Source organism: Streptomyces omiyaensis (genome assembly GCF_014650895.1).
Taxonomy (GTDB): domain Bacteria; phylum Actinomycetota; class Actinomycetes; order Streptomycetales; family Streptomycetaceae; genus Streptomyces; species Streptomyces omiyaensis.
The window spans coordinates 440909-467335 of the sequence record NZ_BMVV01000002.1 but is presented as its reverse complement, the minus strand read 5'-3'; the positions used below and the strand labels follow the sequence as shown (position 1 = coordinate 467335).

Below are 26427 nucleotides of genomic sequence, written 5' to 3'. Positions count from 1 at the left end.
CGGCCCGGACGGTCACGCCTCACGCGTCCCCCGGCCCGGGCGCCCGCGCCTCAGACGGTCGCGTCCCGGGCGGTCGCGTCCCGGGCGGTCGCGTCCCGGGCGGTCGCGTCCCGGGCGTCCGCGTCTCAGACGTCCCCTGGCCCGGACCGGTCGCGTCTCAGACGGTCGCGCCGTGGCGGGCCGTCCAGCCGGCCCAGGCGGAGGCGACCATGTCGCGGACGTCGCGCCGGGCCTTCCAGCCCAGCTCGGCGGCGATCAGGTCGGCGGAGGCGACGACGCCGGCCGGGTCGCCGGGGCGGCGCGGGGTGACGACGGGCTCGGTCGTGCGCCCGGTGACCTCGCCGATGAGGGCGACCATCTCCGCGACGGAGACGCCCTCGCCCCGTCCGATGTTGACGGTGAGGTCGCGCGGCTCGCCGCTCCCCGCCCACGCGGCGAGCTTGTGGGCGGCGGCCAGGTGCGCGTCGGCGACGTCCTCGACGTGGATGTAGTCGCGGACGCAGGTGCCGTCGGGGGTGGCGTAGTCGTCGCCGAAGATCCGGGGCGCCTCGCCGGCGTCGAGCCGCTCGAAGACCATCGGCACCAGGTTGAAGACGCCGGTGTCGGCGAGCTCGGGGCCGGCCGCGCCGGCCACGTTGAAGTAGCGCAGGCAGGCGGTGGCGATGCCGTGGGCCCGGCCGGCCGCGCGGACCAGCCACTCGCCGGCGAGCTTGGTCTCGCCGTACGGGCTCATCGGCCGGCAGGGGGTCGCCTCGGTGACGAGGTCGACGTCCGGCATGCCGTACACGGAGGCGGAGGAGGAGAAGAGGAAGCTGCGCACCCCGGCCGCGGCGACGGCCTCCAGGAGGACGGTGAGGCCGCCGATGTTCTCGCCGTAGTAGTGCAGCGGCAGCTCGACGGACTCGCCGACCTGCTTCTTTCCGGCGAGGTGGACGACGCCGGTGACGGCGTGCCCGGCGAGCGTCCGGTCGAGCAGTTCGCGGTCGAGGACGGAGCCGACGACCAGCGGTACGCCCTCGGGGACACGGTGCGCGTGCCCGGTGGACAGGTCGTCGAGGACGACGACCCGCTCGCCCGCCGCCGTCATGGCCCGGACCACGTGCGCGCCGATGTAGCCGGCACCGCCGGTGATCAGGTACGTCATGCTGAACCACACCCCTCGTCCGCCCCCGGTGCCCGTGCACCGGTACTCCACCGTACCGACCGGACCCCCTCCGGCGGGCCGGACCGCTCCGGAAGGGGCGGTGGCCAGGCGTCATACTGGACGGGTTCACCCTTCCGTTGGGTCACGTTCAAGGAGTCGACCGCAGTGCGAAATCCCGAGGCACCCAGGCTGCTTGGGGTCTACCGCCGAGCCGTGCCGGAACGCGTGAGGCGGGCCATCGTCTCGCAGGTCGACGCCGACATGCGCCGACGGGTGAAGATGCGCATCGCCAGTGGCACCGCGGCCGCCGAGCGGCGGCGCGGCGGACGGCTCGCCAAGCGTTACGGGACCTACACCGCCGGTGCCGACCGCGCCGTGATCAACATCGGCCGGGAGCCGAAGGTGGCGCTCGTCACCGAGGGGATCACCCCGCTCGCGGCCCGCCGGGCCAACCTGGACGCGGTCCTGGCGGCGCTGGCCTCGGCGGGCGTCGAGCACTTCTGCGTCCGCGGCCAGTCGGACACCGCGGCCGCCGTCGCGGTCCGCGCGGAGGACCGCGCCGCCGTCCTCGCCGCCCTCGCCGAGGCCTGCAAGCGGCTGCCCGGGTACGTGACGCCGGTCAACGGCAACAACCCGGTCACCCGCGAGTCCCAGCCCGGCTTCGAACCGGCGACCTGGCAGCGGCTGGGAACCTCCGCCGTGCTGCGCCTCACCTGGTACCACACGGACCCGACCCACCAGCTGGCCCTCGGCGACCTGTACGGCTGCGACGTCGAGTTCTGGACGCTGGAGGAGGGCGAGCTGACCGCGCCCCGGGCCGGCCGGATCGCCACGGTCCTGCCGCCCGCCGGCGAGATCGTCCCGCTGGCGGAGCCGTACTTCACCAGCCTCGCGCCCCGCGACCCGGAGGGCGCCCCGCTCGTCCCCGCCCGCGCGGAGACCGCCGTGGTCCCCACCACCGAGGTCACCTTCCCGGTCGACGTCGTCTACACCTGGGTGGACGGCGCGGACCCGGCCTGGCTGCGCCGCCGCGCCGAGTTCTCCGGCGAGGGCTACCACGCGGAGGCGGCCAACGCCGCCCGCTACCTCAGCCGCGACGAGCTGCGCTACTCGCTGCGCTCGCTCCACATGTACGCGCCCTGGGTGCGGAACATCTACCTGGTGACCGACGACCAGACGCCGGAGTGGCTGGACACCGGCGCGCCGGGCCTGAAGGTCGTCCCGCACCGGGACGTCTTCCGCTCCCCCGAGCTGCTGCCGACCTTCAACTCGCACGCGATCGAGTCGCAGCTGCACCACATCGAGGGGCTCTCCGAGCACTTCCTCTACTTCAACGACGACGTGATGCTCGGCAACGAGGTGACGCCGGGCGACTTCTTCCTCGCCAACGGCCTCACGAAGTTCTTCCCGTCGTCGGCGCTGGTGCCGCTCGGCGAGCGGACCGTCGACGACCCGCCGGTGGCCGCCGCCGGCAAGAACAACCGCCGCCTGATCCAGGAGCGGTACGGCGCCGTCCTCGTCCAGAAGATGAAGCACATGCCGCACCCGCTGCGCCGCAGCGTGCTGACGGAGATCGAGACGGAGTTCGCCGAGGAGTACCGCCTGACGGAGGCGAACCGCTTCCGCAGCATCGACGACATCTCGATCTCGTCCTCGCTGCACCACTACTACGCCTTCCACACCGGGCGCGCGGTCCCCTCCCAGCTGCCGTACTCCTACCTGGACCTGACCCACCCGTGGACCGAGACCCGGCTCGGCCGGCTCCTCGCCGCCAGGGACAGGACGGTCTTCTGCGTCAACGACACCGTCTCGACGGAGCAGGAGGTGGGCGAGCAGAAGGACCTGATCACCCCCTTCCTGGAGGCCTACTTCCCGGTCCCGAGCCCGTACGAGAAGTAGCCGCCGTCACGGCACGGAGAAAGGGGGCGCCCGGACCGGATCGGTCCGGGCGCCCCCTCCGTGTCGACGGCGCCGCGCGCGTCAGTCGCGCTCGTACGGGGAGCGGACCGGGAAGTACGCCTCCAGGAACGCCCGCAGCACGCGGTCCTGCTCGTCCAGCGGGACCTCGGCCTCGGCGGACTCGCCGATGCAGAGGACGTCCCGGTGGCGCGCGGCCAGCAGACGGCTCAGCGCCACGTGGTGCTTGTAGTCGCCGATGTTGACGTAGGCCGAGGAGATGCTGCCCTGCGCCGCCTTCGCCGTGAGGTAGGCGAAGTGGTGGTGGAGCGACGAGGTGATCGACAGGTCGGTCCGGCCGCGGAACGGGGTGGCCGCCGTGCGGGAGGTCTCCTCGGGCCAGCGCTCGGCGATCGCCTCCAGGACGCTGCGGCGCAGCGGGTGCGGCGTGTGGAGGAAGCCGTGGGTGGCGATCCGGCCGAACTCCTCCTCCAGGAGCGCCTGGTTGTTCTTGGCCGCGACGAAGTAGCCCTCGGTCTCCTCGGTGACCTCGCCCGGCGGGACGGCCGTCGGCGAGCGGAAGAAGTACGAGGTGCCGTTCGACTGGAAGAACTTGCTCGGGGCCAGCGGACGCGCGAAGAAGACGTCGTCGTTGACGTAGAGGAAGTGCTCCGAGAGCCCCTCGATGCGGTGCAGCTGCGACTCGATCGCGTGCGAGTTGAAGGTCGGCAGCCACTCCGGGTCGCCGAAGATCTCGCGGTGGCTGACCACCTGGATGTCCGGGTGCTCGGTGTTCAGCCAGGACGGCACCTGGTCGTCCGTCACCAGGAAGACCTTGCGGATCCAGGGGGCGTGCGTGGCGAGCGAGCGGAGCGAGTAGCGCAGCTCGTCGCGGTTGCGGAAGCGGACGTCGCCGGACTGGGCGTCGTCGGTGGCGAGCCCGGCCGCCTGCCGGGCGGCGTCGCGCTTCGCGCGCCACGCCGGGTCGGTGTCGTCGACCCAGGTGTAGACGGCGTCGATCGGGAAGTCGACGTCCCACATGAGGCGCTTCGTCAGGACGTCGACCGTCGGGTAGTCGCGGTCGCCGACGGTGATCCGGGCGCCGCCGTCGAGCGAGGGCAGGCGCGGGCCGACCAGCGTGGTGCCGCGGGGCGCGGTGAACCAGCGGGGCTCCGCCTCCTCCTGGGGCCAGAACTCGACGCTGCAGCCGTAGACCGGGCCGTACCGGAGGATGCGGCTGTCGCTCACCATCGGCTTGAAGACGCGTACGGCGGCGACCTCGGGCGCGGCGGTCAGCGTCTCCGCGAGGCGGGCGCCCGGCGCGGCGGTCCGGGGCGCGACCAGCTCGGCGTAGACCGGCTTGCCGTGCAGCTCCGTGCCGAGGGCGCGCAGCGCCCGCTCGCGGTCGGTCTCCTTGACGGCGATGCGGTGGCTGACGGTCGACGGGTCGTGCAGCAGCACGTACGGGACGTCGTGCCGCTCCAGCGCCTCGGCGCTGATCTCCAGGTTGATCTGGCCCATGCGCCAGGCCGGGATGTCGTTTCGCACCTCGGCGAGGCGGCCGGCGGAGCGCACCAGGGTCTTGCGGTCCTGGGCCTGGAGGATGACCTCGCGGGCCTTCTGCTCGTCGTCGGAGGGCGCGAGCTTGCTGATCGGGGCGGAGACGGCGAAGGTCCGGCTCCCGCCGCCGGCGATGCGGCGGGCGGTGCGGTCGGCGCGGGCCGCGGCGCGGGCGGCGTCCGGCTCGGAGCGCAGCGCGGTGAAGAGCTCGTCCCACCGGGCGTTGACGACCTCGGGGGCGAAACGCTCCCGCGCGCCTTCCCGGGCGGCCGCGCCGTAGGCGGCGCGGAGCTCGTCGTCGCCCATCAGGCGGGCCATCGCCGCGCCCAGGGAGGCGACGTCGTCGGCGGGCACCAGCAGGCCGTCGACCTCGTGGCGGACGATCTGGGAGGGGCCGGTCAGCGCGTCGTACGCGACGACGGGGACGCCGGCCGTGAACGCCTCCAGCATGACGAGGCCGAAGGACTCGACGCGGGACGGCATCAGGCAGATGGCGGCCTTCGCCCACTCCTCGGCCATCTGCTGGCTGCGGCCGACGAGCTCGACGCGGTCGTGCATGCCGAGGCTCTCGACGAGGCGGCGCAGGTTGACCAGCTGGGGGCCGTCGCCGAAGAGGCGCAGCCGCCACTCCGGGAAGTCCTCGGCGAGCTCGGAGAAGGCCTGCACCGCGTGGTCGAGCTGCTTCTCCGGCACCATGCGGCCGGCCACGACGATGGTCTTGCCGCCGAGGTCGGAGCGCGGGCGGTACCCCTCGGGCATCGCGTTCGGGATGGTGGCGAGGAGGGGCGCGGAGTCGCCGAGGGACTCGGCGAACCAGTCGGTGGTCAGCTCGGTGAGCGAGACCAGCGCGTCGAGCCGCGGGGCGTGGGTGAGCAGCGGCTCGCCGGTGGCGCCGCGCAGCTGGGAGACGCGGTGCTCCTGGTGGACGGTGGCCACCGAGGAGGGGACGAGCCTGACGGCCGCGGCCATGAGGGCCGGCGTGGTCGTCACCAGGACATCGGTGTCGAGGCCCGAGAGCGCGGCCGTCATCTCGATGTCGGAGAGGCGGTCGAAGGTGGACTCCCAGACCGGCTCGATGAGCTCGCTGGGCAGCTTGGCGAGGGCCGCGCACTCCTCCGGCGTGAGGGAGGTCTCGCGGACCGGGCGAGGGGTGCGGCCCGTGCGGTCCACGAGGTAGCGGACCGGCAGGCTCTTCGCCTCCTGGAGGAAGGGCTCCTCGGCGGTCTTGAAGACGCTGAGGATCTCTACCTCGTGACGCGACAGGAGCTGGGTGGCCTGCGTGTAGGCAGCCATCTCGGTGCCGCCCATCGCATCGCCCCAGGTGAGCAGGATGGTGATCTTCATGCGACTTCCTCTGCGCCGTGGGGGGCGCCTTCGAACGCGACGCAGGAAACGGCGAGCGCTCCGGCCGACGTGATGTAGGCATGCGCTCGGAGGAGCGTGCCGTCTTCCAGGGCGATGATCCTGAACGTGGTGCGGATCACCTGGTGGCGCCGCCTCACGTCCGTGAGCCTGCGGCCGATCTTGAGACCGGTCCGTCCGTGCTGGAGCTGCATGTCCCAGCGGTACGAGCGTCCGCCGGCCACCATCTCGGCCAGGGGCACCTCGAAGGTGAACGCGTCGCCGTCCCACTCCAGGGGGGTCGGCACCACGGTACCGCCGCCGCGGCGGACGGCCTGGGCGGTGTAGCCGGAGACCGGCCCCTGACGGGCGATGAGCCGGCCGTGGACCACGATGCGGTCCCAGCGGAGGTCGAAGCGGTCGAGCTCGGCCTGGTGGACGGGGGCGCGCACCTTCAGGACCGCGAAGCCGTCGACCGACCGCATGATCCGGAAGTGGGCGCCGCTGTCCGGCGACGGGGAGACGGGGGCCGTCGGGCCGTCCGTCGTGGGGAGCGCCACGGCGCCGACCCCGGCCCGGAGCTCCTTGCCGTCGGCGCCGGTGAGGACGACGCCGATGCGCCAGAGACCGGAGAAGAGGGCCACGCCGGCCCGCCCGGGGCCGTGCTCCTCGGGGTGGTCCGCGAGGTCGGTGCGGTCCGTGTACCGGAGGGCGGTGGTGGCGGTGAGCAGGCGGCTGCCGTCGCTCTGGGGCTCGACCTCCAGGTCGAGCCGGAGGTGCCGGCCGCCGCGGGTGAGCTCCAGGTGGGCGGAGGTGACGTCGACGGCCGCGGGGGCGGTGAGGGCGACGTTCAGGGTCCGTCCGCCGAGGACGGAGAGGTGGACGGCGTGGAGGGCCGGACGCGGGCGGATGCCGGACGCGAAGGCGGGGGCCGTCTGCAGCCGCTCGACCCGGCGGCGCATCCTGACGGCAGCCTGGCGGGCTCGCTTGGCGGCACCCACCGCATAGGGCAGCAGTGAGTCACTCACGACGAATCCCGCGCTTCCACTCTGGACTGACAGTCAGCGCCACATAGTGTCAAGGGGGCAGAAGCATTGGCAAGTCACCCCCGAACGATCACGGCGTGACCGCAATCACGTCATCAGATGAACCCCGCGTGGCCTTTTCCCCCTCTCTCTCAAGGGATCCTTGCCATGACCACACAGGAAAGTCACGGGGAGAAATGGGACACTGGAGATCGTTCGCCGACATCGCGCTGTCACGGCGGACTCTGCTGGCCTCGGCTGCCGCGGCCACGGTGGCGGGAGCCGTCAGCGGTTGTGGTTCCACGGCGAACTCGACCGTATCGATACCGGCCCAGGCCACCGGACCCGCGGGCAGTACGCCGGTCCACCGCCTGGCCGCCACGGACACGCGGGCCGGATTCGCCGCGGCGGGGGCGCCCGCGGTGCTGCAGATCGTGGCCCACCCCGACGACGACCTGTTCTTCATGAACCCGGACCTCGTCCAGAACCTCTCCGCGGGCATACCCGTGACGTCCGTCTACGTGACGGACGGCGGCTCCTTCGGACTGAACACGATCCCCGGGCAGCCGGACCCCGAGCCCAACGTGCCGGCCTACGTCTCCTCCCGCCAGCAGGGGCTCCGCCAGGCGTACGCCATGATGCTGGGCGCCCGGCTCTTCACCCCGTGGGAGCGCACCGTCCTCCCGCTGCCCGGCGGCCGGACGGCCGAGGTCAACCGGCTGGAGCACAACGGCAAGTCGGCCGAGCTCATCTTCCTGAACCTGCGGATGCACGCGAAGAACGGCATCCGGACCGTCAACCTGACCCGGCTGTGGCACACCCCGGGCGTGACGCTCCCCACCCAGCCGGCTCCCGAGTCGCCGGTGCAGGAGAAGTACACGTACACGCGTCAGGACCTCGTGGAGACGCTGGTCTTCCTGCTCTCCCGGCGCAAGCCCACGCTGGTCCGCACGCTCGACCCGGACCCGGACACGCAGGTCCACGACGAGCTGCACCCGATCGGCAGCGACCAGCACGGCTTCTCCGACCACCCGGACCACACCGCCGCGGCGCTCTTCGCCTGGCGGGCGCTGGCCGAGTGGGGCGGGCGGACCGGCCGCGGCACGCAGGCGCCCGTCTTCCAGACGGAGTCCTTCCGCGGCTACTACAACCAGCGCTGGCCGAAGAACCTGCCGGAGAAGACCTTCGAGCAGAAGGCCCTCTACCTCAACGCCTACGGCGGCGGCCCCGACTGGCAGTGCGGCAACGCCTCCGGCTGCGGCGACTACGCCTTCGGCCAGGACTCGGTCGTCAAGTCGCCCAAGGGCTGGGCGCGTTCCACCCACCGCCGCTACCCGAACGCCGGCCCCAAGGCGGTCGCCGGGGCGAACGGCGCGCTGACCGTGTACGCGGTCCTCGGCACCCGGCTCGCCCGCTGGACCACCGACGCCGCGGGGCGGCCCGGCCCGCCCGAGGACCTCGGCGGCGGTCCGCTCGCCCCCTCCATATCCGTGGTGCGGCTGAAGGACGGCCGCCACCTCGTCTTCGCCCTGCGCTTCTCCTCCCTGGAGGGCACCCCCGGCCGGAACCGGCGCGAGATAGTGATGCTGCGTCAGCAGTCGGCGGGCGGGGCCTTCGAGAGCTCGTGGACCAGCCTCGGCTCCCCCGAGACCAGGACGTGGCGGACCCGGCTGACCGGCGCGCCGACGGCGGTGCTCGGCGCCGACGGGCGCGTCCACGTCTTCTCCCGCAACGGCGCCAAGGGCGTCAGCACCCGGGTGCTCGGCGGCAACGGCAAGTGGACCGGCTGGGAGCCGCTGCCCACCGGACGCATACAGGACGGGCTCACGGCGACGGTCGACGGCCACGGGCTCATCCACCTCTTCGGCACCTCCGCCAACTGGGTCGAGCACTGGACCCAGCGCACCCCCGGCGGCGAACTGCTCCGCGGCACCCGGCGCCTCGCCCACCTGCCCGGTGACGTGCCGGACGCCATCACCGCCGCGGACGGGGCGGTGCTCCTCGGCTACCGCGCCGTCGCCAGCGACGAGGTGTTCATCGAGCGGATGGCCGCGGGCCGCGCCAAGCGGTGGACCACCGTGGCCAAGCCGCGGCTGTCCGGCTACGGCCGGGTGAGCCTGACCGCCGGCCGCGGGGCGAGCGCGGGCAACGGCGTCGTCGCCGTCCCGGCCGGGGCGACCGACGTGCTGGCGTACGACATCAGCGGCGGGCGCGCCTCCGCCGTGGGCTCCCCCGCCCTGCTGACGGTCGGCACCCCGTCCGCGCTGACCCTCGCGGGCGGCGCCCCGGTCTCCGTGGCGCTGGGCATCGACGGGGCTCCCCGCATCACCCAGCTGCGCGACATCCGCACCAGCTGACCCCGTACGACGACGGGATCCCGGTACGACGAAAGGACCCCCACCCGGCCGAGCCGGGTGGGGGTCCTTTCGTCGTACGGCTCCCGCTTAGAACGGGTTGAAGTCGTCGTACTCCCGCTCCGCGTCGTCCCGCTCCGCGTCACGGTCGCGACGGCGCTGCGCCGCGGGACGCGGGGCGTCGAAGCGGTGGTCCTCGCCGCGGCGGCCGAGCATCTCGGCACCGGCCATGAGGGTGGGCTCCCAGTCGAAGACGACCGCGTTCTCCTCGGCGCCGATGGCGACGCCGTCGCCGGCGCGGGCGCCGGCCTTCATCAGCGCGTCCTCGACACCGAGGCGGTTGAGGCGGTCGGCCAGGTAGCCGACGGCCTCGTCGTTGTTGAAGTCGGTCTGGCGGACCCAGCGCTCCGGCTTCTCGCCGCGCACCCGGTAGACGTCCTCGTGCTCCTCGTACGTGACGGTGAAGCCGGCGTCGTCGACGGCCTTCGGGCGGATGACGATCCGGGTCGCCTCCTCCTTCGGCTTCGCGGCGCGCGCCTGCGCGACGATCTCGGCGAGGGCGAAGGAGAGCTCCTTCAGGCCCGTGCGGGCGACCGCGGAGACCTCGAAGACGCGGTAGCCGCGCTCCTCCAGGTCCGGGCGGATCATGTCGGCGAGGTCCTGGCCGTCCGGGATGTCGATCTTGTTGAGGACGACGATGCGCGGACGGTCCTCGAGGCCGCCGTACTGCTTCAGCTCCTCCTCGATGACGTCGAGGTCGCTGACCGGGTCGCGGTCGGACTCCAGCGTCGCCGTGTCGAGGACGTGGACGAGGACCGAGCAGCGCTCGACGTGGCGCAGGAACTCCAGGCCGAGACCGCGGCCCTGGCTCGCGCCGGGGATGAGACCGGGGACGTCGGCGATGGTGTAGACGGTCGAACCGGCCGTCACCACGCCGAGGTTCGGGACCAGGGTGGTGAAGGGGTAGTCCGCGATCTTCGGCTTGGCGGCCGAGAGGACGGAGATCAGCGAGGACTTGCCGGCGCTGGGGTAGCCGACGAGCGCCACGTCGGCGACGGTCTTCAGCTCCAGGACGATGTCCTGGAGGTCGCCGGGCACGCCGAGCAGGGCGAAGCCGGGGGCCTTGCGGCGGGCGGAGGAGAGCGCCGCGTTGCCGAGGCCGCCGCGGCCGCCCTCGGCGGCGACGTACGTCGTGCCGTGGCCGACGAGGTCCGCGAGGACCTCGCCCTTCTTGTCGAGGACGACGGTGCCGTCGGGCACGTACAGGACGAGGTCCTGGCCGTCCTTGCCCGCGCGGTTGCCGCCCTCGCCGGGCTTGCCGTTGGTGGCCTTGCGGTGCGGCGAGTGGTGGTACTCCAGCAGGGTGGTGACCGACTGGTCGACGACCAGGATCACGTCGCCGCCGCGGCCGCCGTTGCCGCCGTCGGGGCCGCCGAGCGGCTTGAACTTCTCGCGATGGACGGAGGCGCAGCCGTGGCCCCCGTTACCCGCGGCGACGTGCAGCTCGACGCGGTCCACGAAGGTGGTCATGGTTCTGTGCCTCCAGAAGAGCGAACGGAAAAGCTATGTACGGGAATGTCTATCTAGTAACACGCGAAAGGCGGACCCTCTTCCCGGCAGGGAAGTGAGGTCCGCCTCCGCAATGCGTCCGATCAGGCGACCGGAACGATGTTCACGACCTTGCGGCCACGGAAGGTGCCGAACTGCACCGAACCGGCCTGCAGGGCGAACAGCGTGTCGTCGCCACCGCGACCGACACCCGAGCCCGGGTGGAAGTGGGTGCCGCGCTGGCGGACCAGGATCTCACCCGCGTTGACGACCTGACCGCCGAAGCGCTTCACGCCGAGCCGCTGGGCGTTGGAATCGCGACCGTTCCGGGTGGACGATGCGCCCTTCTTGTGTGCCATTGCTCAGTCCCTCTTTACTTCGCGGCCGTCGGGATGGACGTGACCTTGATCGCCGTGTACTGCTGACGGTGACCCTGGCGACGGCGGTAGCCGGTCTTGTTCTTGTAGCGCAGGATGTCGATCTTGGCGCCCTTGGTGTGGTCCACGACCTCGGCCTGGACCTTGATGCCCGCCAGGACCCACGGGTCGCTGGTCACGGCGTCGCCGTCGACGACGAGCAGGGTCGAGAGCTCGACCGTGTCGCCGGGCTTGGCGGTGGAAATCTTGTCAACCTCAACGATGTCGCCGACAGCAACCTTGTGCTGGCGACCACCGCTGCGCACGATGGCGTACACGCGGATCTCTCTCTCACTCGGTAATGGGGACCTCTGACGCCAGCCGCCCAAGCGCGGGCCCGGGGGCCCACGGCGATCCGGATCGGACGAGCGGCCTCTCCCGTCGAGCGGGAGGGGGGTGCTCAGAGGCGCGGCGCGCCATAGACACGCCGACGGTCTAGGTTACGGGCGCCTGCCACAGAGGGTCAAATTCGCCCGTGCGGGTGCGGACCGCCCCGGCGGGCCCCCTCACGGGGCCCGCCGGGGCGGTTCCGGCTCAGTCCTGGGCCGGGGCCGCGGTCTTCTCCGCGGCCTTCTTGGCCGGGGCCTTCTTCGCGGTGGTCTTCTTCGCCACCGTCTTCTTGGCCGCCGTCTTCTTGGTGGCGGCCTTCTTGGCGGTGGCCTTCTTCGCCGCCGTCTTCCGCGCGGTCTTCTTGGCCGCCGGGGCGGCCTCGGTCTCCTCCGCGGCCGGGGCGGCGTCCGCCTGCGGCTCCTCGGCCGGGGCGGCCGCGGCCACCACGATCTCGGCGGCCTCGGCACCGGCGGGGGCGCCGGCCGGGGCGGTGGCCTTGCGGACCACCCGGCGGCGGGCGCGCGGCGCGGCGGCCACCGGGGCCTCCTCGGCGACGGGCTCGGCGGCCGGCGCGGGCGCGGCCTCCACGACCGGCTCCGCCACGGCCTCCGGCTCGGCTGCCGCCACCGGCTCCGCCACGACGGGCTCCGCCGCGACGGCGGTCCCCGCCTCGGCGGCCTGCCCGGCGGTGGAGACGACCGGGGAGGTGGCACGGCGGGTGGCCCGGCGGCGGGTGCGCGGCGCGGGCGCCGCCTCCACCGTCTCGACGGCCTCCACGACCGGCTCCGGCGCGGCCTCGGCCACGACGGGCTCGGCCGCGACCGGCTCGGCCACGACGGGCTCCGGCTCCGCGATCGGCGTCGGGACCGGGGCGGCGGTCGGGGTCACCGGCGCGGTCACCTTGCGGGTGACGCGGCGGCGGCCACGGCCGCGGGTCGCGGCGGCCTCGGCCTCGGCGGCGCTGCCGTACAGCTCCTCGTCCGCGGCGATCGGGACCGGCACGGCCACCGGGGCGGCCAGCTCGGCCGCGACCTCGGCCTCGGTCTCGGCGTGGACCTCGGCCTCGTGCGTCTCGTGGGCGTGGTCGTGCCCGTCGCCGCCGCGGCCGCGCTTCTTCGAGCGCTTGCCGCCACCGCCGCCGCCGTGCGTGGCCGGCTGCTCCATGTGGACGATGACACCGCGCCCGTTGCAGTGGACGCAGGTCTCGGAGAAGGACTCCAGGAGGCCCTGGCCGACCCGCTTGCGGGTCATCTGGACCAGGCCGAGCGAGGTGACCTCGGCCACCTGGTGCTTGGTCCGGTCGCGGCCCAGGCACTCCAGGAGGCGGCGCAGCACGAGGTCGCGGTTGGACTCCAGCACCATGTCGATGAAGTCGATGACGACGATGCCGCCGAGGTCGCGCAGCCGCAGCTGGCGCACGATCTCCTCGGCCGCCTCCAGGTTGTTCCTGGTGACGGTCTCCTCCAGGTTGCCGCCCTGGCCGGTGAACTTGCCGGTGTTGACGTCGACGACGATCATCGCCTCGGTCTTGTCGATCACCAGCGAGCCGCCGGACGGCAGCCAGACCTTCCGGTCGAGCGCCTTCATCAGCTGCTCGTCGATCCGGTAGGTGGCGAAGACGTCGACCTCGCTGGTCCACCGCTGGAGGCGGTCGGCCAGGTCGGGCGCGACGTGCGAGACGTAGCCGTGGATGGTCTCCCAGGCGTCGTCACCGCTCACGATGACCTTGGAGAAGTCCTCGTTGAAGATGTCGCGGACCACGCGGACGGTCATGTCCGGCTCGCCGTAGAGCAGGGTCGGCACCGAGGTCGAGATCTGGTTGGCCTTCTTCTGGATGTCGGCCCACTGCGCCTGCAGGCGCTCGACGTCACGGCGCAGCTCGTCCTCGCTCGCGCCCTCGGCGGCGGTGCGCACGATGACGCCCGCGTCCTCGGGGACGATCTTCTTGAGGATGGTCTTGAGGCGGGCGCGCTCGGTGTCCGGGAGCTTGCGGCTGATGCCGGTCATCGAGCCCTCGGGGACGTACACGAGGTAGCGGCCCGGCAGGGAGACCTGGCTGGTCAGGCGGGCGCCCTTGTGGCCGATCGGGTCCTTGGTGACCTGCACCAGGACCGACTGGCCGGACTTGAGGGCGGACTCGATGCGGCGCGGGCCGTGGCCCATGCCGAGCGCCTCGAAGTTGACCTCGCCGGCGTACAGGACGGCGTTGCGGCCCTTGCCGATGTCGACGAAGGCGGCCTCCATGGACGGCAGCACGTTCTGGACCTTGCCCAGGTAGACGTTGCCGACGTACGAGGTGGCCTGCTCCTTGTTGACGTAGTGCTCGACGAGCACGTTGTCTTCCAGGACGCCGATCTGGGTGCGCTCGCCGTTCTGGCGGACGACCATGACGCGCTCGACGGCCTCGCGGCGGGCGAGGAACTCGGCCTCGGTGATGATCGGGACGCGGCGGCGGCCCTGCTCGCGGCCCTCGCGGCGGCGCTGCTTCTTGGCCTCCAGGCGGGTGGAGCCCTTGATGGACTGCACCTCGTCGGCGCCGGTGCCGCCCTCGGTCTTCTCGCGGGCCGGACGGGGTTCGCGGACCTTGACGACCGTGCGGACGCCGTCCTCGTCGGTGGCCTCGGCCTCGCCGGCGGAGTCGCCGCTGCGGCGACGGCGGCGGCGACGGCGGCGGGAGCTGCTGGAGCCGGAGAAGCCGGACTCGTCGTCGTCCTCGGAATCCTCGGCGTCGGCGTCGGCCTGGGGCTCGTCGGAATCGTCGGTCTCGTCGGACTCGTCCGCGTCGTCGGACTCGGCGGACTCGCCGCGGCGGCGGCGGCGGCCGCCGCGGCGACGGCGGCGGGACGGGCGGTCGCCGTACTCGTCGGCGTCCTCGGACTCCTCCGCCTCCTCGGCCTCCTCCGCCTCGTCGGCGACGTGCTCGACCTCGGGCTCGTCGGCGACGGTGGACGGGACGGGCTCGACGGCGACGGGCTCGCCGCGGCGGCGGCGACGGCGGCGCGAACCGGTCTCGGCGCGCTCGGGCTCGACGGCCTCCACCGTCTCGACGACCGTCTCCTCCTCCGGCTCCTCCTCGACGTCGACGTCCGCGGCAGCGGCGGCGGCGAAGGCGGCGGTCTCCGGCGTCTGGAACATCGGCTCGGCGAAGACCGGGGCCTGGAAGACGGCGACGGCCGGACGCTCGACGCGGCGGCCGCGCGGGGCCTCCCCGGCGGCGGGCGGCTCGGAGGTGAACTGCGGCGCGCCGACGCGGCGGCGGCCGCGTCCACGGGTGGCGGCGGCCTCGGCGGCGGCGACGTCGGCACCGTGGGAGGCGATCTCCTCGACGGTGTCCTCGGGCAGCGACTCGCCGGAGGCCGGCGCGGCGAGCTCGGCCGCCACGTCCGGGGTGACCTCGGGGGCGGTGACGCGGCGGGTGGCGCGGCGGCGGGTACGGGCCGGCGGCGCGGCCTCGACGGCCGGCTCGGCGGCCGGCTCGGCGACGGCCTCGGGGGCGCTCTCGGCCTCGGCCTCGGCGGGCTCCCCGGCCGGAGCCGTCGAGGTGACCGGGGCGCTGGCGCGGCGGGTGGCGCGGCGGCGGGTGCGGGCCGGGGCGGCCTCCGGCTCGGCGGCCGGGGTCTCCACGACGGCCTCCACCGTCTCGGCGGGGGCCTCGGCGGGCTCCTCGGCGGCGGCCGTGGAGGTCACCGGCGCGGTGGCCTTGCGGGTGGCGCGGCGGCGGGTGCGGGCCGGGGCGGCCTCGACGGCCGGCTCGGCGGGCTCGGTCGGGGCGGCGACCGGCTCGGCCTCGGCGGCGGCCGGCTCGGCCACGGGCGCCGGGGCGGCCGTCTTGCGGGTGGCGCGGCGGCGGGTGCGGGCCGGGGCGGCCTCCGGCTCGGCGGCCGGGGTCTCCACGACGGCCTCCACCGTCTCGGCGGGGGCCTCGGCGGCGCCCGTCACCGGCGGGCCGGCGGGCCGGGAGGCGGCGCGGCGCCTGCGGCGCGGCGGCAGCTTGTCCCCGGGGGCGTTGCTGTCGTTGGTCTCGTTGGTCTCTTCGAGCATGCGGGCGGTTCTCCCGTCACGCTCCCGGGCGCCGCGTCTGATTCCGGTGGCGGCACGACGCGTGTGCGTACGCGGTGCCGCCGCCCGGGGCGCGGGCGCCGCACGGGAGCTGAATGTCTGGCTCGCCGGTTCCGTACGCCCGATGCGTACGGCCTGGCGAAAGTCTCCTGGTCAGTGCGCTGCCCGACCCAGGTGGCTCCCGAGTGCCAGGGCTGCGCTCGACGACGTCCCCTACGCGGGGCCTGCCTCCGGCGCCGTCGCCGGGGCGGTCGCGGCGGCCGTGGAGGGGGCGGCCGTGACTGCCTCGCGGTCGGGCGCGAGCGGGTCGGTCACCGTGCCGGACTCCTCGTCGAAGAGCCCCTGCGCCAGCCTGGTCACCGCTGCGGGGACCGGCGGCGCCAGGTCGGCCACAGCTCGGAGACCGGACAGGACGTCGTCGGGTCGCACGGCAGGTGTCACGTGCCGAACAACCAGCCGCAGTATCGCACAGGCATCGCCGGCAGGCCTATCACCCAGGGGATCACCCTGGGGTCGGTCCGCGACGAGCTCGGCGACGGCGGCACGGGTGTCGAAGGTGCGGATGCCGTTCTTGGTCTTCCGCTGCACCTCGACCGTCTCGGCGGCGAGGAAGGCCTCGACGGCCTTGCGGGCGTCCTCGACGGGGACGCCGTCGAGCCGGAGCTCCCACACGGAGGCGGTGAGCCGGTCGGCGAGGCCCGAGGTGCGGGCCTCGACGGCGTCGGTGATGTCGAGGCCGGCCGGGAGGGACTCGTCGAGCAGGGCCCGCAGGGTCTCGGGGTCGCGGCGCTCGGTGAGGGCGATCTCCAGGAACTCGGCCTCGGAGCCCGTGCCCGTGGGGGCGGCGTTGGCGTACGACACCTTGGGGTGCGGGGTGAAGCCGGCCGAGTACGCCATGGGCACCTCGGCGCGGCGCAGGGCGCGCTCGAAGGCGCGCTGGAAGTCGCGGTGGCTGGTGAACCGGAGGCGGCCGCGCTTGGTGTAGCGCAGACGGATGCGCTGCACCGCCGGTGCGGGCGGCGGGCCTTCGGGCTGTCGCTTGCCCAGTGGTTCTTCTCCTCGGTGCGGGGCGGGCGCGGGTGGCGCTCCGCCCGGAAGCTCTCGGGACGTCCCGTGGGCTCCCGCCCGGATCACCCCCGCCCGGGGCGGGGAGATCTCGGGGGCGGGCGCCGCGCCGGGGACGTTCGTTGTACTACCCAGAGTACGCGCCCGGGCCACCTCGCGTTCCCGGGCGGGCCCGCCGGAGCTTCAGCGGGTGCCTCCGAAGAGCGTCCGGCGCACCTCGCGGGCGGCCGCCCGCACGGCCCGGACGGCGGCGGCGACCGGCTCCCCCACGTACCGGCGCAGCCAGTGGCCGACGGGCGTGAGGACCACCCGGTACGCCCAGGCGAGGGGTCGGCCGATCGCGTTCCACAGCACCCACCGGACCGCGCGGCCGACGGCCCGAGAGATCCGTCCGGCGATCCGCCAGGCCCACAGGAGGGCGGCGCCGGCGACGCGGACGACGGGACCGAGGACGTGTCGCCAGAGCCAGGTCAGCGGGGTGACGAGCAGGAGGTCGAGCACCCGCCACAGGACCTTGGCGACCGGGACGAGCACCCACTCCCACAGCCACCGGAGCGGGGTGACGAGCAGCAGGTCGAGCACCCGCCACAGGACCTTGGCGACCGGGACGAGCACCCACTCCCACAGCCACCGCAGGGGGATGACGAGGAGGTGGTGGACCAGCCACCCGAGGGCGCGGCCGACCGGGGCGAGGAGCCACCGCCAGAGCTGCCGGAGGCACCAGGCGAGGGCGTCCCAGAGCAGCCGTACGGGCAGGACCACGACGAGGGCGACGGCGCGCGCCGCTCCCGTGAGGCAGCCCGGCTTTTCCGTGTTCATGTCCCCTGTGACGACGACGGCCCGGCGAGGGGTTTCCCCTTCGCCGGGCCGTCATCAAGGCGTTACCGGGTCACTTCACCACGGAGAGCGGCAGCAGCTTCTTGCCGGTGGGGCCGATCTGGATGTGGGTGTCCATCTGCGGGCAGACGCCGCAGTCGAAGCACGGGGTCCAGCGGCAGTCCTCGACCTCGGTCTCGTCGAGGGCGTCCTGCCAGTCCTCCCACAGCCAGTCCTTGTCGAGACCGGAGTCCAGGTGGTCCCAGGGCAGGACCTCCTCGTAGGAGCGCTCGCGGGTGGTGTACCAGGCGACGTCCACGCCGTACTCGGGGAGGGTCTTCTCGGCGCACTCCATCCAGCGGTCGTACGAGAAGTGCTCGCGCCAGCCGTCGAAGCGGCCGCCGTCCTCGTAGACCGCGCGGATGACCGCGCCGATGCGGCGGTCGCCGCGGGAGAGCAGGCCCTCGACGATGCCGGGCTTGCCGTCGTGGTAGCGGAAGCCGATCGAGCGGCCGTACTTCTTGTCGCCGCGGATCTTGTCGCGGAGCTTCAGCAGCCGGGCGTCCGTCTCCTCGGCCGACAGCTGCGGGGCCCATTGGAAGGGGGTGTGCGGCTTGGGGACGAAGCCGCCGATGGAGACGGTGCAGCGGATGTCGTTCTGGCCGGAGACCTTGCGGCCCTCGGCGATCACGTTCATCGCCATGTCGGCGATCTGGAGGACGTCCTCGTCGGTCTCCGTCGGCAGGCCGCACATGAAGTACAGCTTCACCTGGCGCCAGCCGTTGCCGTACGCGGTGGAGACGGTCCGGATCAGGTCCTCCTCCGAGACCATCTTGTTGATGACCTTGCGCATGCGCTCGGAGCCGCCCTCGGGGGCGAAGGTGAGGCCGGAGCGGCGCCCGTTGCGGGTCAGCTCGTTGGCGAGGTCGACGTTGAAGGCGTCGACGCGGGTCGAGGGGAGGGACAGGCCCACCTTGTCCTCGGTGTAACGGTCCGCGAGGCCCTTGGCGATGTCGCCGATCTCCGAGTGGTCCGCGGAGGAGAGGGAGAGGAGGCCGACCTCCTCGAAGCCCGTCGCCTTGAGACCCTTCTCGACCATCTCGCCGATGCCGGTGATGCTTCGCTCCCGCACGGGGCGCGTGATCATGCCGGCCTGGCAGAAGCGGCAGCCGCGGGTGCAGCCGCGGAAGATCTCGACGGACATGCGCTCGTGGACGGTCTCCGCGAGCGGGACGAGGGGCTGCTTGGGGTACGGCCACTCGTCGAGGTCCATGACGGTGTGCTTGGAGACGCGCCACGGGACACCGGACTTGTTGGGCACGACCCGGCCGATGCGGCCGTCCGGCAGGTACTCCACGTCGTAGAACCGCGGGATGTACACCGAGCCGGTCTTCGCGAGGCGGAAGAGGACCTCCTCGCGGCCGCCCGGCCGGCCCTCGGCCTTCCAGGCGCGGATGATCTCGGTCATGTCGAGGACGGCCTGCTCGCCGTCGCCGATGATCGCCGCGTCGATGAAGTCCGCGATCGGCTCGGGGTTGAAGGCGGCGTGACCGCCGGCGAGCACGATGGGGTGGTCGACGGTGCGGTCCTTCGACTCCAGCGGGATGCCCGCCAGGTCGAGGGCCGTGAGCATGTTGGTGTAGCCCAGCTCGGTGGAGAAGGACAGGCCGAACACGTCGAAGGCGCCGACGGGACGGTGGCTGTCGACCGTGAACTGCGGCACCTCGTGCTCGCGCATCAGCTCCTCGAGGTCCGGCCACACGCTGTAGGTGCGCTCGGCGAGGACGCCCTCGCGCTCGTTGAGCACCTCGTAGAGGATCATGACGCCCTGGTTGGGCAGACCGACCTCGTACGCGTCCGGGTACATCAGCGCCCAGCGGACGTCGGCGGACTCCCACGGCTTGACCGTGGAGTTCAGCTCTCCACCGACGTACTGAATCGGCTTCTGCACGTGCGGGAGCAGAGCTTCGAGCTGCGGGAAGACAGACTCGGCAGCAGACATCTCGAACCTTCGTGAGCTGGCAGGGGGGCGACTCTCAAGCGTACCCCGGTGCTCAGCGGCTCAGCGCCGCCCGGATTTCCGGGGCCGCCGCCCTCTTCCACACCCCCGGCAGCTCGCGCTCCCCCTCCGCGGCGGCCTCCTCCTGCCGCGCGTGGAGAACGCCCCAGGTGAAGGAGGGTTCGCCGACCGCCTCGGCCTGGGTGGCGAGGTCGCGCAGGGCGAGACGGGCGACGACGGTGTCCTGGTGGTCCCCGAGGAGGCTCTGGACGGCCTTCACCCTCTTGGCGAACCGTTTCGCGGGCTTGCCGAGCGCCGGGGCGGCCGCCTCGGCGGCGTACCGGGCCCGCTTGGCGGCCTTGCGGGCCTCGTGGAGGGCGACGTCGCGCTCCGGGCCGGGGTCGAGGGCGAGGGCGGGGGCGATCCGGCCGGCGAGCCGGCGGTGGTCGCGGACGACGGCCTTCGGCAGCACCTTCCCGGCCTTCTTCCGGGACGCGGGCCTCAGCGGCGGGTCGGCGAGCAGGCCGTCGAGCGCGTCGAGGAGGGCGAGGTGGCGGGCGGAGTCGAGGGCGTCCAGGAGCCGGTGCCGGGCGAGGCGCGAGCGGGCCCCGCCCCAGGTGCGCAGCCGGCCGCGGGCCGGGCCGCGGCGCTGCTCCGCGGGCAGGGCGGCGAGCGCGGCGGCCAGCCGGGCGTCCAGGACCTCCTGGTCGCGGGCGAGGCCGAGCTCGCCGGCGAGCCACTTGAGCTCGGCGCCGATCGGGTCGGTGACCTCGCGGTCGAGGACCTTGCGGTAGGTCTTGAAGGCGCTGCGCAGGCGCCGGCAGGCGACCCGCATCTTGTGGACGGCGTCGGGGAGGTCGCGGCGGACGGCGGGGTCCAGCCGGACGAGGGCGTCGACCTGCTCGCGTACGTAGGCGAGGACGGCGTCGCCCGCGGTGCCGTCCGCGGAGGGCGCGGTCGCCCCCTTCTTCGCCGCCCCCTTCTTCGCCGTCCGCGGCGCCAGGCCGGTCTCGTCGAGGGCGCGGGCCAGTTTGGAGGGGGCGCCGGAGGGGTGGATGCCCGCCTTCCTCAGGCGCTTCTCCACGGCGTCGAGGAGGGCCGGGTCGGCGTCGTCGGCGAGCTCGACCTCGATCTCGGTCCAGGCGGCGGTCCGCGCGGCGGCCCCGGCGCCCGGGAGGAGGCGGTCGGCGCGGACGGTGTCGACCGAGAGCTCCGCCAGGACCGTGCCGGCCTCGTCCCGCAGGTGCCGGACGTCGCGCGAGGAGCGCAGGCGGACGACGGGGACGACCTCGTCGTGCCGGACCCGGGAGCGCAGGAGCCCCGCGAGGGAGCGCGGGAGCGTCTTGGAGAGCGGGGCGCCGATCTCGTCGCGGACGCCCACCGCGACGGGGAACTTGAGGTGCCAGCCGGCGTCCGCGCCGCCGGTGCGGCGCCGGAGGGTGAGGGAGTCGGCCGCGAGCCGCAGGCCGGGGGTGTCGTAGTAGACCGCGTCGAGCTCGACGACCCCTTCGCCGGTCACCGACGCGACCCCGGCCGCACGGGTGAGGTCCGGCAGCCGGGTCTCCGCGGTGGCTTCGTACTTCCGCTCGATCTCGCGCTTCGTCTCCGCCATACCTCGCATCTAACCGCGCAGCGGCCCGGTATGCCTGGGATCCGGTCGTCGGCGCGGCGGGGCCTCAGGCGGTCATCGGCCGTTGGACCCGGATCGACTGGAGCAGTCCCACCGCGACCCAGACGGCGAACATCGAGGAGCCTCCGTAGGAGACGAAGGGCAGCGGCAGACCGGCGACCGGCATGATGCCGAGGTTCATGCCGATGTTCTCGAAGGCCTGGAAGGCGAACCAGGCGACGATGCCGGCGGCGACGATCGTGCCGTACAGCTCGGTGGTCTCTCGGGCGATCCGGCAGGCCCGCCACAGGACGACGCCGAGCAGCAGCAGGATGAAGCCGGAGCCGACGAAGCCCAGCTCCTCGCCGGCGACGGTGAAGACGAAGTCGGTCTGCTGTTCGGGGACGAACTGGCCGCTGGTCTGGTGGCCGTTGAAGAGGCCGGCTCCGTAGAGACCGCCGGAGCCGATGGCGATGCGGGCCTGGTTGGTGTTGTAGCCGACGCCGGAGGGGTCGAGGTCGGGGTTGGCGAAGGCGGCGAAGCGGTTGATCTGGTACTCGTCGAGCATGCCGAGGGCGGTGACGAGGACCGCGCCGGCGATGCCGGAGAAGATGAGGCCGAGGACCCAGCGGTTGGAGGCGCCGGAGGCGAGCAGGACGCCGAGCACGATCACGATCATCACCATGACCGAGCCGAGGTCGGGCATGAGCATGATGATGCCCATGGGGAGGGCGGCGAGCACCAGGCATTTGGCGACGGTGCCGTGGTCCGGGTGGAGCTGGTCGCCGGCGTCCACCTTCGAGGCCAGCAGCATCGCCATCACCAGGATGATGGTGATCTTCACGAACTCGCTGGGCTGGAGCGAGAAGCCGCCGCCGACCACGATCCAGGCGTGCGCGCCGTTGATGGTGGCGCCGAGCGGGGTGAGGACGGCGAGGATCAGCACGATGGACAGGCCGTAGAGCACCGGGACCGCCCCGCGCAGGGTGCGGTGGCCGAGCCAGACCGTGCCGATCATCAGCGCCACGCCGATGCCGGTGTTGAGCAGGTGCCGGAAGAGGAAGTAGTACGGGTCGCCGTTGTTCAGCTCGGTGCGGCCCCGGGTCGCCGACCAGACCAGCAGCGAGCCGATGAGGGAGAGCGCGAGCGCCGAGAGCAGGATCGGCCAGTCGAGGCGGCGGAGCACCGAGTCGCGGGCGGTCAGCCTGGCGACCGCGCCGCGCTCGGGGGCGTAGCGGGAGACCGAGAAGTTCGTCCGGGTCGTCATCGGGTCAGTCCCTCCTGTTGGCGGGCGTGCCCGCGAGCGGCGGCGGCGCGGCGCCGTTCTGCTCGGTCGGGTCGACCAGCTGGGACTTGGGGTCGTACGCCTTGATCGCCGGGGAGTCGATGGTGCCGTCGGCGTTCACCTTCGGCAGCGTCGTCTGCGGCTTGGGCAGCAGGGCCCGCTTGAGGTTCTGGTTGCCCGCGTCGTCGAGGCCGTAGAGGGCGTCGTAGATGTTGCGGACGGCGGGGCCGGAGGCGCCGGAACCGGTGCCGCCCTGGGAGATGGTCATGACGATGGTGAAGTCGTCGGTGTAGGTCGCGAGCCACGAGGTGGTCTGCTTGCCGTAGACCTGGGCGGTGCCGGTCTTGGCGCGCATCGGGATCTTGTCCTGGGGCCAGCCGCCGAAGCGCCAGGCGGCGGTGCCGCCGGGCTCGACGACCGAGCGCAGGCCCTTGTCGAGGTCGCGGATGGTCCGGGCGCCGACCGGCAGCTTGCCGTGGGCCTTGGGCGCGATCTCGTGGACCTGCTTGCCGTCCGGGCTGATCACGGCCTTGCCGACGGAGGGGTCGTAGAGGGTGCCGCCGTTGCTGATGGCCGCGTAGATGGTGGCCATCTGGATGGGGGTGACGAGCACGTCGCCCTGCCCGATGGCGAAGTTGATGCTGTCGTACGCCTTCAGCTGGTTGCCTTCGAGGCAGTTCTCGTACGCGATCTGCTCGACGTAGCTGCCGCCCTTCTTGCCCTGCTTGCACCAGGCGTCCTTGTTGGCCTCCCAGAACGCCTGCTTCCACTGGCGGTCCGGGATCCGGCCCTTGACCTCGTTGGGCAGGTCGATGCCGGTCTCCGAGCCGAGGCCGAAGTCGCGGGCGGTCACGTAGAACCAGTCCTTGGAGTCCTTGTTCGCCGTGATGCCGCCGTCCTTCTGCCACTCCTTGTGGCCGAGGGCGTAGAAGACGGTGTTGCAGGAGTACTTGAGGGCGTCGCCGAGGGTGATGGGACCGTGCCCCTGGGACTCGAAGTTGGCGAAGCTGCGGCTGCCGAGGCTGTAGGAGGCGCTGCAGTTGTACTTGTCGTTGAAGTCGTAGCCGGCCCGGACGGCGGCGCTCGCGGAGATCACCTTGAAGATGGAGCCGGCCGGGGCCTGGCCCTGGATGCCGCGGTTGAGCAGCGGGTAGTTGGAGTTCTTGCTGGTGAGCGAGGCGTAGTCCTTGGCGGAGATGCCGCCGATCCAGACGTTGGGGTCGTAGTCGGGCTGGGAGGCCATGGCGACGACCCGCCCGGTCTTGGTCTCCATGACGACGACGGCGCCGGAGTCGGCCTCGTACTTGCGGCCGGTGATCTTGTCGGTCTCGTTGCGGACCGCCTTCATGGCCTGCGCGAGCTCGTACTCGGCGACGCCCTGGACGCGGGCGTCGATGCTGGTGACGAGGGTGGAGCCGGCCACGCCCGGGTCGGACTTGGTCTGGCCCATGACGCGTCCGAGGTTGTCGACCTCGTAGCGGGTGACGCCGGCCTTGCCGCGCAGCTCCTTGTCGTAGGTGCGCTCGATGCCGGAGCGGCCGACCTGGTCGGAGCGGAGGAACGGGGAGTCCGTGTCCTTGGCCTTGGTGATCTCCTCGTCGGTGACCGGCGAGAGGTAGCCGAGCACCTGGGCGGTGCGGGCCTTGCCGGGGGCCGGGTAGCGGCGGACGGCGGTGAGCTCGGCCGTGATGCCGGGGAAGTCCTCGGTGCTCTCCCGGATGGTGAGCGCCTGCTGGACGGTGGCCTCGTCGGTGACCGGGATCGGCTGGTAGGGCGAGCCGTTCCAGCAGGGCTTGGGCGTCTTGGAGTCGCAGAGCCGGATCTTGTTGACGACGTCCTCGGGCTTCATGCCGAGGACGCCGGCGAGCCGGGTGAGGACGGCCTCGCCGTCGTCCTTCATCTTCATCAGCTCGGTGCGCGAGGCGGAGACCACGAGCCGGGTCTCGTTGTCGGCGAGCGGGACGCCGCGGGCGTCGAGGATGGAGCCGCGGACGGCCGGTGTGACCACCTGCTGGATGTTGTTGCTCTTGGCCTCGTCGGCGTACTCCTTGCCGTTGCGGATCTGGAGGTACCAGAGCCGGCCGCCCAGGGTGAGCAGCAGGGAGAAGACGAGGATCTGGATGACGACGAGCCGGGTCTGGACCCGGGGGGTCCTCCCGGTCTCGGGAATGTTGGTCATGCTGCCGGTGCCCCCTCGGTCACAGTCGCTTGACTCCCTTGATCCGCCCGGCGCGCGTGGCGCGGTTGCGGGCGGCCTTGACGCGCAGTCCGCCGCGCTGGGTGCCGATCCTCAGGCCGGTGCCGGAGGAGAGCCAGCCGGAGGCGACGTCTCCCGCGCCCGCCCCCGTGGCGTCCGCGACCGGGTCGTTCTCGGCCCGCCGGGCCAGGGCCATGACGAGCGGCACCGTGAAGGGGGCCAGCAGCAGGTCGTAGACGACGGCGGTGAAGATCAGGGAGGTGAGGCCGACGTGGCGGGCGGCGGTGTCGCCGACGAGGGCGCCGACGCCCGCGTAGAGCAGGGTGGAGCCGACGGCCGCGCCGACGACGGCGGCCATCGGGCCGACGGCGGAGGTGAAGCGGCCGCTCTCGGGGCGGACGAGGCCCACGAGGTAGCCGACGACGCAGAGCACGAGGGCGTACCGGCCGGCGGCGTGGTCGGCGGGCGGGGCCAGGTCGGCGAGGAGGCCGGCGGAGAAGCCGACGAGCGAGCCGGTGACCGGTCCGTGCACGAGGGCGAGGGCGACGACGGTGAGGAGGACCAGGTCGGGCACGGCGCCGGGGAGCTGGAGCCGGGCGAGGACGGAGACCTGGACGACGAGCGCGACCACGATCAGGGTCGCGGAGAGGAGGATGCGGTTGAACTTCACGGTGTCGCGTCCTCCTGGCCGTTCGGGTCCTGGGCCTGTCCCTGGTTCTGCGCCTGTCCCTGGTTCTGTTCCCGGGTCCGGCCGGGGTCCTGTTCCTGCGCGGGCTTCGCGGCGTCGCCCCGGATCGGCTGCTCGGCCGCCTCGCCCTGGGCCTGCTCGTCGGCCTGGCCGTCGGCCGGCGGCTTCGCGGTGACCGTGACGGTGACGGTCGGCGCGGGCTTCGGCTTCTGCGGGAGGACCGTGTCGCGCGGGTCGGAGCGGGGGGCCTGGACGACGACGCCGACGATGTCGAGCTTGGTGAAGCCGACGTACGGGCGGACGTAGACGTTGCGGGTCAGGCCGCCGCCCATGGGGTCGACGCGGACGATCTCGCCGACGGGCACGCCGGGCACGAAGGGCCGGGAGCCGGCCGAGCCGAAGGTGACGAGCCGGTCGCCCGGCTTCACCTTGGCCTTGCCGTTGAGGAGCTGGACGAGGAGCGGACGGTCGCCCTGGCCGGTGGCGAAGCCGAGTTCGTCGCTCTTCTCCATGCGGGTGCCGACGGTGAAGTCGGGGTCGTTGGCGAGGAGGACCGTGGAGGTGGACGGGCCGACGGTGGTGACCCGGCCGACGAGTCCGGCGCCGTTGAGGACGGTCATGTCGCGCTGGATGCCGTCGCGGGCGCCCACGTCGAGGGTGACGGTCCAGGAGAAGCCCTGGGCCGATCCTATGGCGACGACCTGGGCGCCCTTGATGCCGTACTGGCCGGCGCCGGCGGTCTTGAGCATGGCGTCGAGTTCGCGCAGCCGGTTGCGGTTGCGGTCGTCGCTGCCGAGCTCGGCCTTGAGCTCGGCGTTCTCCTTCTCCAGCGCGGCGATCCGGTTGTGCCGTTCGCCCGAGTCGCGAACGGCGCCTATGGCGTTGCCGATCGGGTCGACGGCCGCCGCCACTCCGTTCTCGACCGGGCCGAAGACGGCGGCGGCGGCCTGTCGGGCGCCGTCGACCGGCGACTCCTGGCCGCCGCGGATGTCCACCGTGATCAGCGCGAACGCGACGGCGACCAGCAGCACCAGGAGCAGCCGGCTCTCTCGTGTGTCCCTCACGTGCGGCGGCCGTGCCCTTCCTCGTGGTTCG

17 protein-coding genes are annotated in these 26427 nt (G+C 73.0%); 2 read left to right on the top strand and 15 right to left on the bottom strand.

What is annotated here, in order from left to right; genetic code table 11:
- Positions 1-157: 157 nt before the first annotated feature.
- Complete coding sequence (gene galE / locus IE287_RS04985; RefSeq protein ID WP_189847628.1) at positions 158-1144, bottom strand: UDP-glucose 4-epimerase GalE; 987 nt, start codon at positions 1142-1144, stop codon at positions 158-160.
- Positions 1145-1309: 165 nt separating this feature from the next.
- On the opposite strand from galE, the gene IE287_RS04980 reads away from it, so the two are divergent.
- Positions 1310-3043 (top strand): stealth family protein, encoded by a 1734-nt coding sequence (locus IE287_RS04980; protein ID WP_189847627.1) that lies wholly within the window; start codon positions 1310-1312, stop codon positions 3041-3043.
- Positions 3044-3124: 81 nt separating this feature from the next.
- On the opposite strand, the gene IE287_RS04975 is transcribed toward IE287_RS04980, so the two are convergent.
- Together IE287_RS04975 and IE287_RS04970 are read right to left on the bottom strand one after the other, a co-directional pair.
- Positions 3125-5944, bottom strand: a complete 2820-nt coding sequence (locus tag IE287_RS04975) for a stealth family protein (RefSeq protein ID WP_189847626.1) — start codon at positions 5942-5944, stop codon at positions 3125-3127.
- Positions 5941-6969, bottom strand: coding sequence for a hypothetical protein (locus tag IE287_RS04970; protein WP_229883276.1), 1029 nt, complete (start codon positions 6967-6969; stop codon positions 5941-5943). The genes IE287_RS04975 and IE287_RS04970 overlap by 4 nt, the downstream gene beginning before the upstream one ends.
- A gap of 419 nt (positions 6970-7388) precedes the next feature.
- On the opposite strand from IE287_RS04970, the gene IE287_RS04965 reads away from it, so the two are divergent.
- Positions 7389-9323 carry a PIG-L family deacetylase gene (locus IE287_RS04965; protein WP_189847625.1) on the top strand — a complete coding sequence of 645 codons (1935 nt, stop codon included), beginning with the start codon at positions 7389-7391 and terminating at the stop codon, positions 9321-9323.
- A gap of 87 nt (positions 9324-9410) precedes the next feature.
- Here IE287_RS04965 and obgE read toward each other — a convergent pair whose 3' ends face one another.
- From obgE to mreC, 12 genes are all read right to left on the bottom strand, one after another.
- The gene (gene obgE, locus IE287_RS04960; RefSeq protein ID WP_189847624.1) at positions 9411-10850 is read right to left on the bottom strand and encodes a GTPase ObgE; all 1440 of its coding nucleotides are present in this window, start codon (positions 10848-10850) and stop codon (positions 9411-9413) included.
- Positions 10851-10972: 122 nt separating this feature from the next.
- Positions 10973-11227, bottom strand: coding sequence for a 50S ribosomal protein L27 (gene rpmA, locus IE287_RS04955; protein WP_030494090.1), 255 nt, complete (start codon positions 11225-11227; stop codon positions 10973-10975).
- 14 nt (positions 11228-11241) lie between these two features.
- Positions 11242-11562 (bottom strand): 50S ribosomal protein L21, encoded by a 321-nt coding sequence (gene rplU, locus IE287_RS04950; protein WP_030494089.1) that lies wholly within the window; start codon positions 11560-11562, stop codon positions 11242-11244.
- A 256-nt stretch (positions 11563-11818) separates the two neighbouring features.
- The gene (locus IE287_RS04945; RefSeq protein WP_189847623.1) at positions 11819-15655 is read right to left on the bottom strand and encodes an Rne/Rng family ribonuclease; all 3837 of its coding nucleotides are present in this window, start codon (positions 15653-15655) and stop codon (positions 11819-11821) included.
- Between the two features lie 231 nt (positions 15656-15886).
- The gene (locus IE287_RS04940) at positions 15887-16678 is read right to left on the bottom strand and encodes a TIGR03936 family radical SAM-associated protein (RefSeq protein WP_189847622.1); all 792 of its coding nucleotides are present in this window, start codon (positions 16676-16678) and stop codon (positions 15887-15889) included.
- A 243-nt stretch (positions 16679-16921) separates the two neighbouring features.
- Complete coding sequence (locus IE287_RS04935; protein WP_189847621.1) at positions 16922-17557, bottom strand: hypothetical protein; 636 nt, start codon at positions 17555-17557, stop codon at positions 16922-16924.
- A gap of 70 nt (positions 17558-17627) precedes the next feature.
- The gene (locus IE287_RS04930) at positions 17628-19556 is read right to left on the bottom strand and encodes a TIGR03960 family B12-binding radical SAM protein (protein WP_189847620.1); all 1929 of its coding nucleotides are present in this window, start codon (positions 19554-19556) and stop codon (positions 17628-17630) included.
- 52 nt (positions 19557-19608) lie between these two features.
- The gene (locus IE287_RS04925) at positions 19609-21165 is read right to left on the bottom strand and encodes a CYTH and CHAD domain-containing protein (protein WP_189847619.1); all 1557 of its coding nucleotides are present in this window, start codon (positions 21163-21165) and stop codon (positions 19609-19611) included.
- Between the two features lie 64 nt (positions 21166-21229).
- Entirely contained in the window at positions 21230-22429 is a 1200-nt protein-coding gene (gene rodA, locus IE287_RS04920) for a rod shape-determining protein RodA (protein ID WP_189847618.1), read from the bottom strand.
- A 4-nt stretch (positions 22430-22433) separates the two neighbouring features.
- Complete coding sequence (mrdA, locus tag IE287_RS04915; protein ID WP_189847617.1) at positions 22434-24626, bottom strand: penicillin-binding protein 2; 2193 nt, start codon at positions 24624-24626, stop codon at positions 22434-22436.
- A gap of 19 nt (positions 24627-24645) precedes the next feature.
- Complete coding sequence (mreD, locus tag IE287_RS04910) at positions 24646-25314, bottom strand: rod shape-determining protein MreD (protein WP_189847616.1); 669 nt, start codon at positions 25312-25314, stop codon at positions 24646-24648.
- Complete coding sequence (mreC, locus tag IE287_RS04905; RefSeq protein WP_189847615.1) at positions 25311-26396, bottom strand: rod shape-determining protein MreC; 1086 nt, start codon at positions 26394-26396, stop codon at positions 25311-25313. The genes mreD and mreC overlap by 4 nt, the downstream gene beginning before the upstream one ends.
- Positions 26397-26427 lie beyond the last annotated feature (31 nt).

Bases quoted from the DNA above. Each gene is read 5' to 3' on its own strand.
- galE (WP_189847628.1), bottom strand. From the start codon at position 1,144: ATGACGTACCTGATCACCGGCGGTGCCGGCTACATCGGCGCGCACGTG.
- IE287_RS04975 (WP_189847626.1), bottom strand. From the start codon at position 5,944: ATGAAGATCACCATCCTGCTCACCTGGGGCGATGCGATGGGCGGCACC.
- obgE (WP_189847624.1), bottom strand. From the start codon at position 10,850: ATGACCACCTTCGTGGACCGCGTCGAGCTGCACGTCGCCGCGGGTAAC.
- rpmA (WP_030494090.1), bottom strand. From the start codon at position 11,227: ATGGCACACAAGAAGGGCGCATCGTCCACCCGGAACGGTCGCGATTCC.
- IE287_RS04945 (WP_189847623.1), bottom strand. From the start codon at position 15,655: ATGCTCGAAGAGACCAACGAGACCAACGACAGCAACGCCCCCGGGGAC.
- IE287_RS04935 (WP_189847621.1), bottom strand. From the start codon at position 17,557: ATGAACACGGAAAAGCCGGGCTGCCTCACGGGAGCGGCGCGCGCCGTC.
- IE287_RS04930 (WP_189847620.1), bottom strand. From the start codon at position 19,556: ATGTCTGCTGCCGAGTCTGTCTTCCCGCAGCTCGAAGCTCTGCTCCCG.
- IE287_RS04925 (WP_189847619.1), bottom strand. From the start codon at position 21,165: ATGGCGGAGACGAAGCGCGAGATCGAGCGGAAGTACGAAGCCACCGCG.
- rodA (WP_189847618.1), bottom strand. From the start codon at position 22,429: ATGACGACCCGGACGAACTTCTCGGTCTCCCGCTACGCCCCCGAGCGC.
- mrdA (WP_189847617.1), bottom strand. From the start codon at position 24,626: ATGACCAACATTCCCGAGACCGGGAGGACCCCCCGGGTCCAGACCCGG.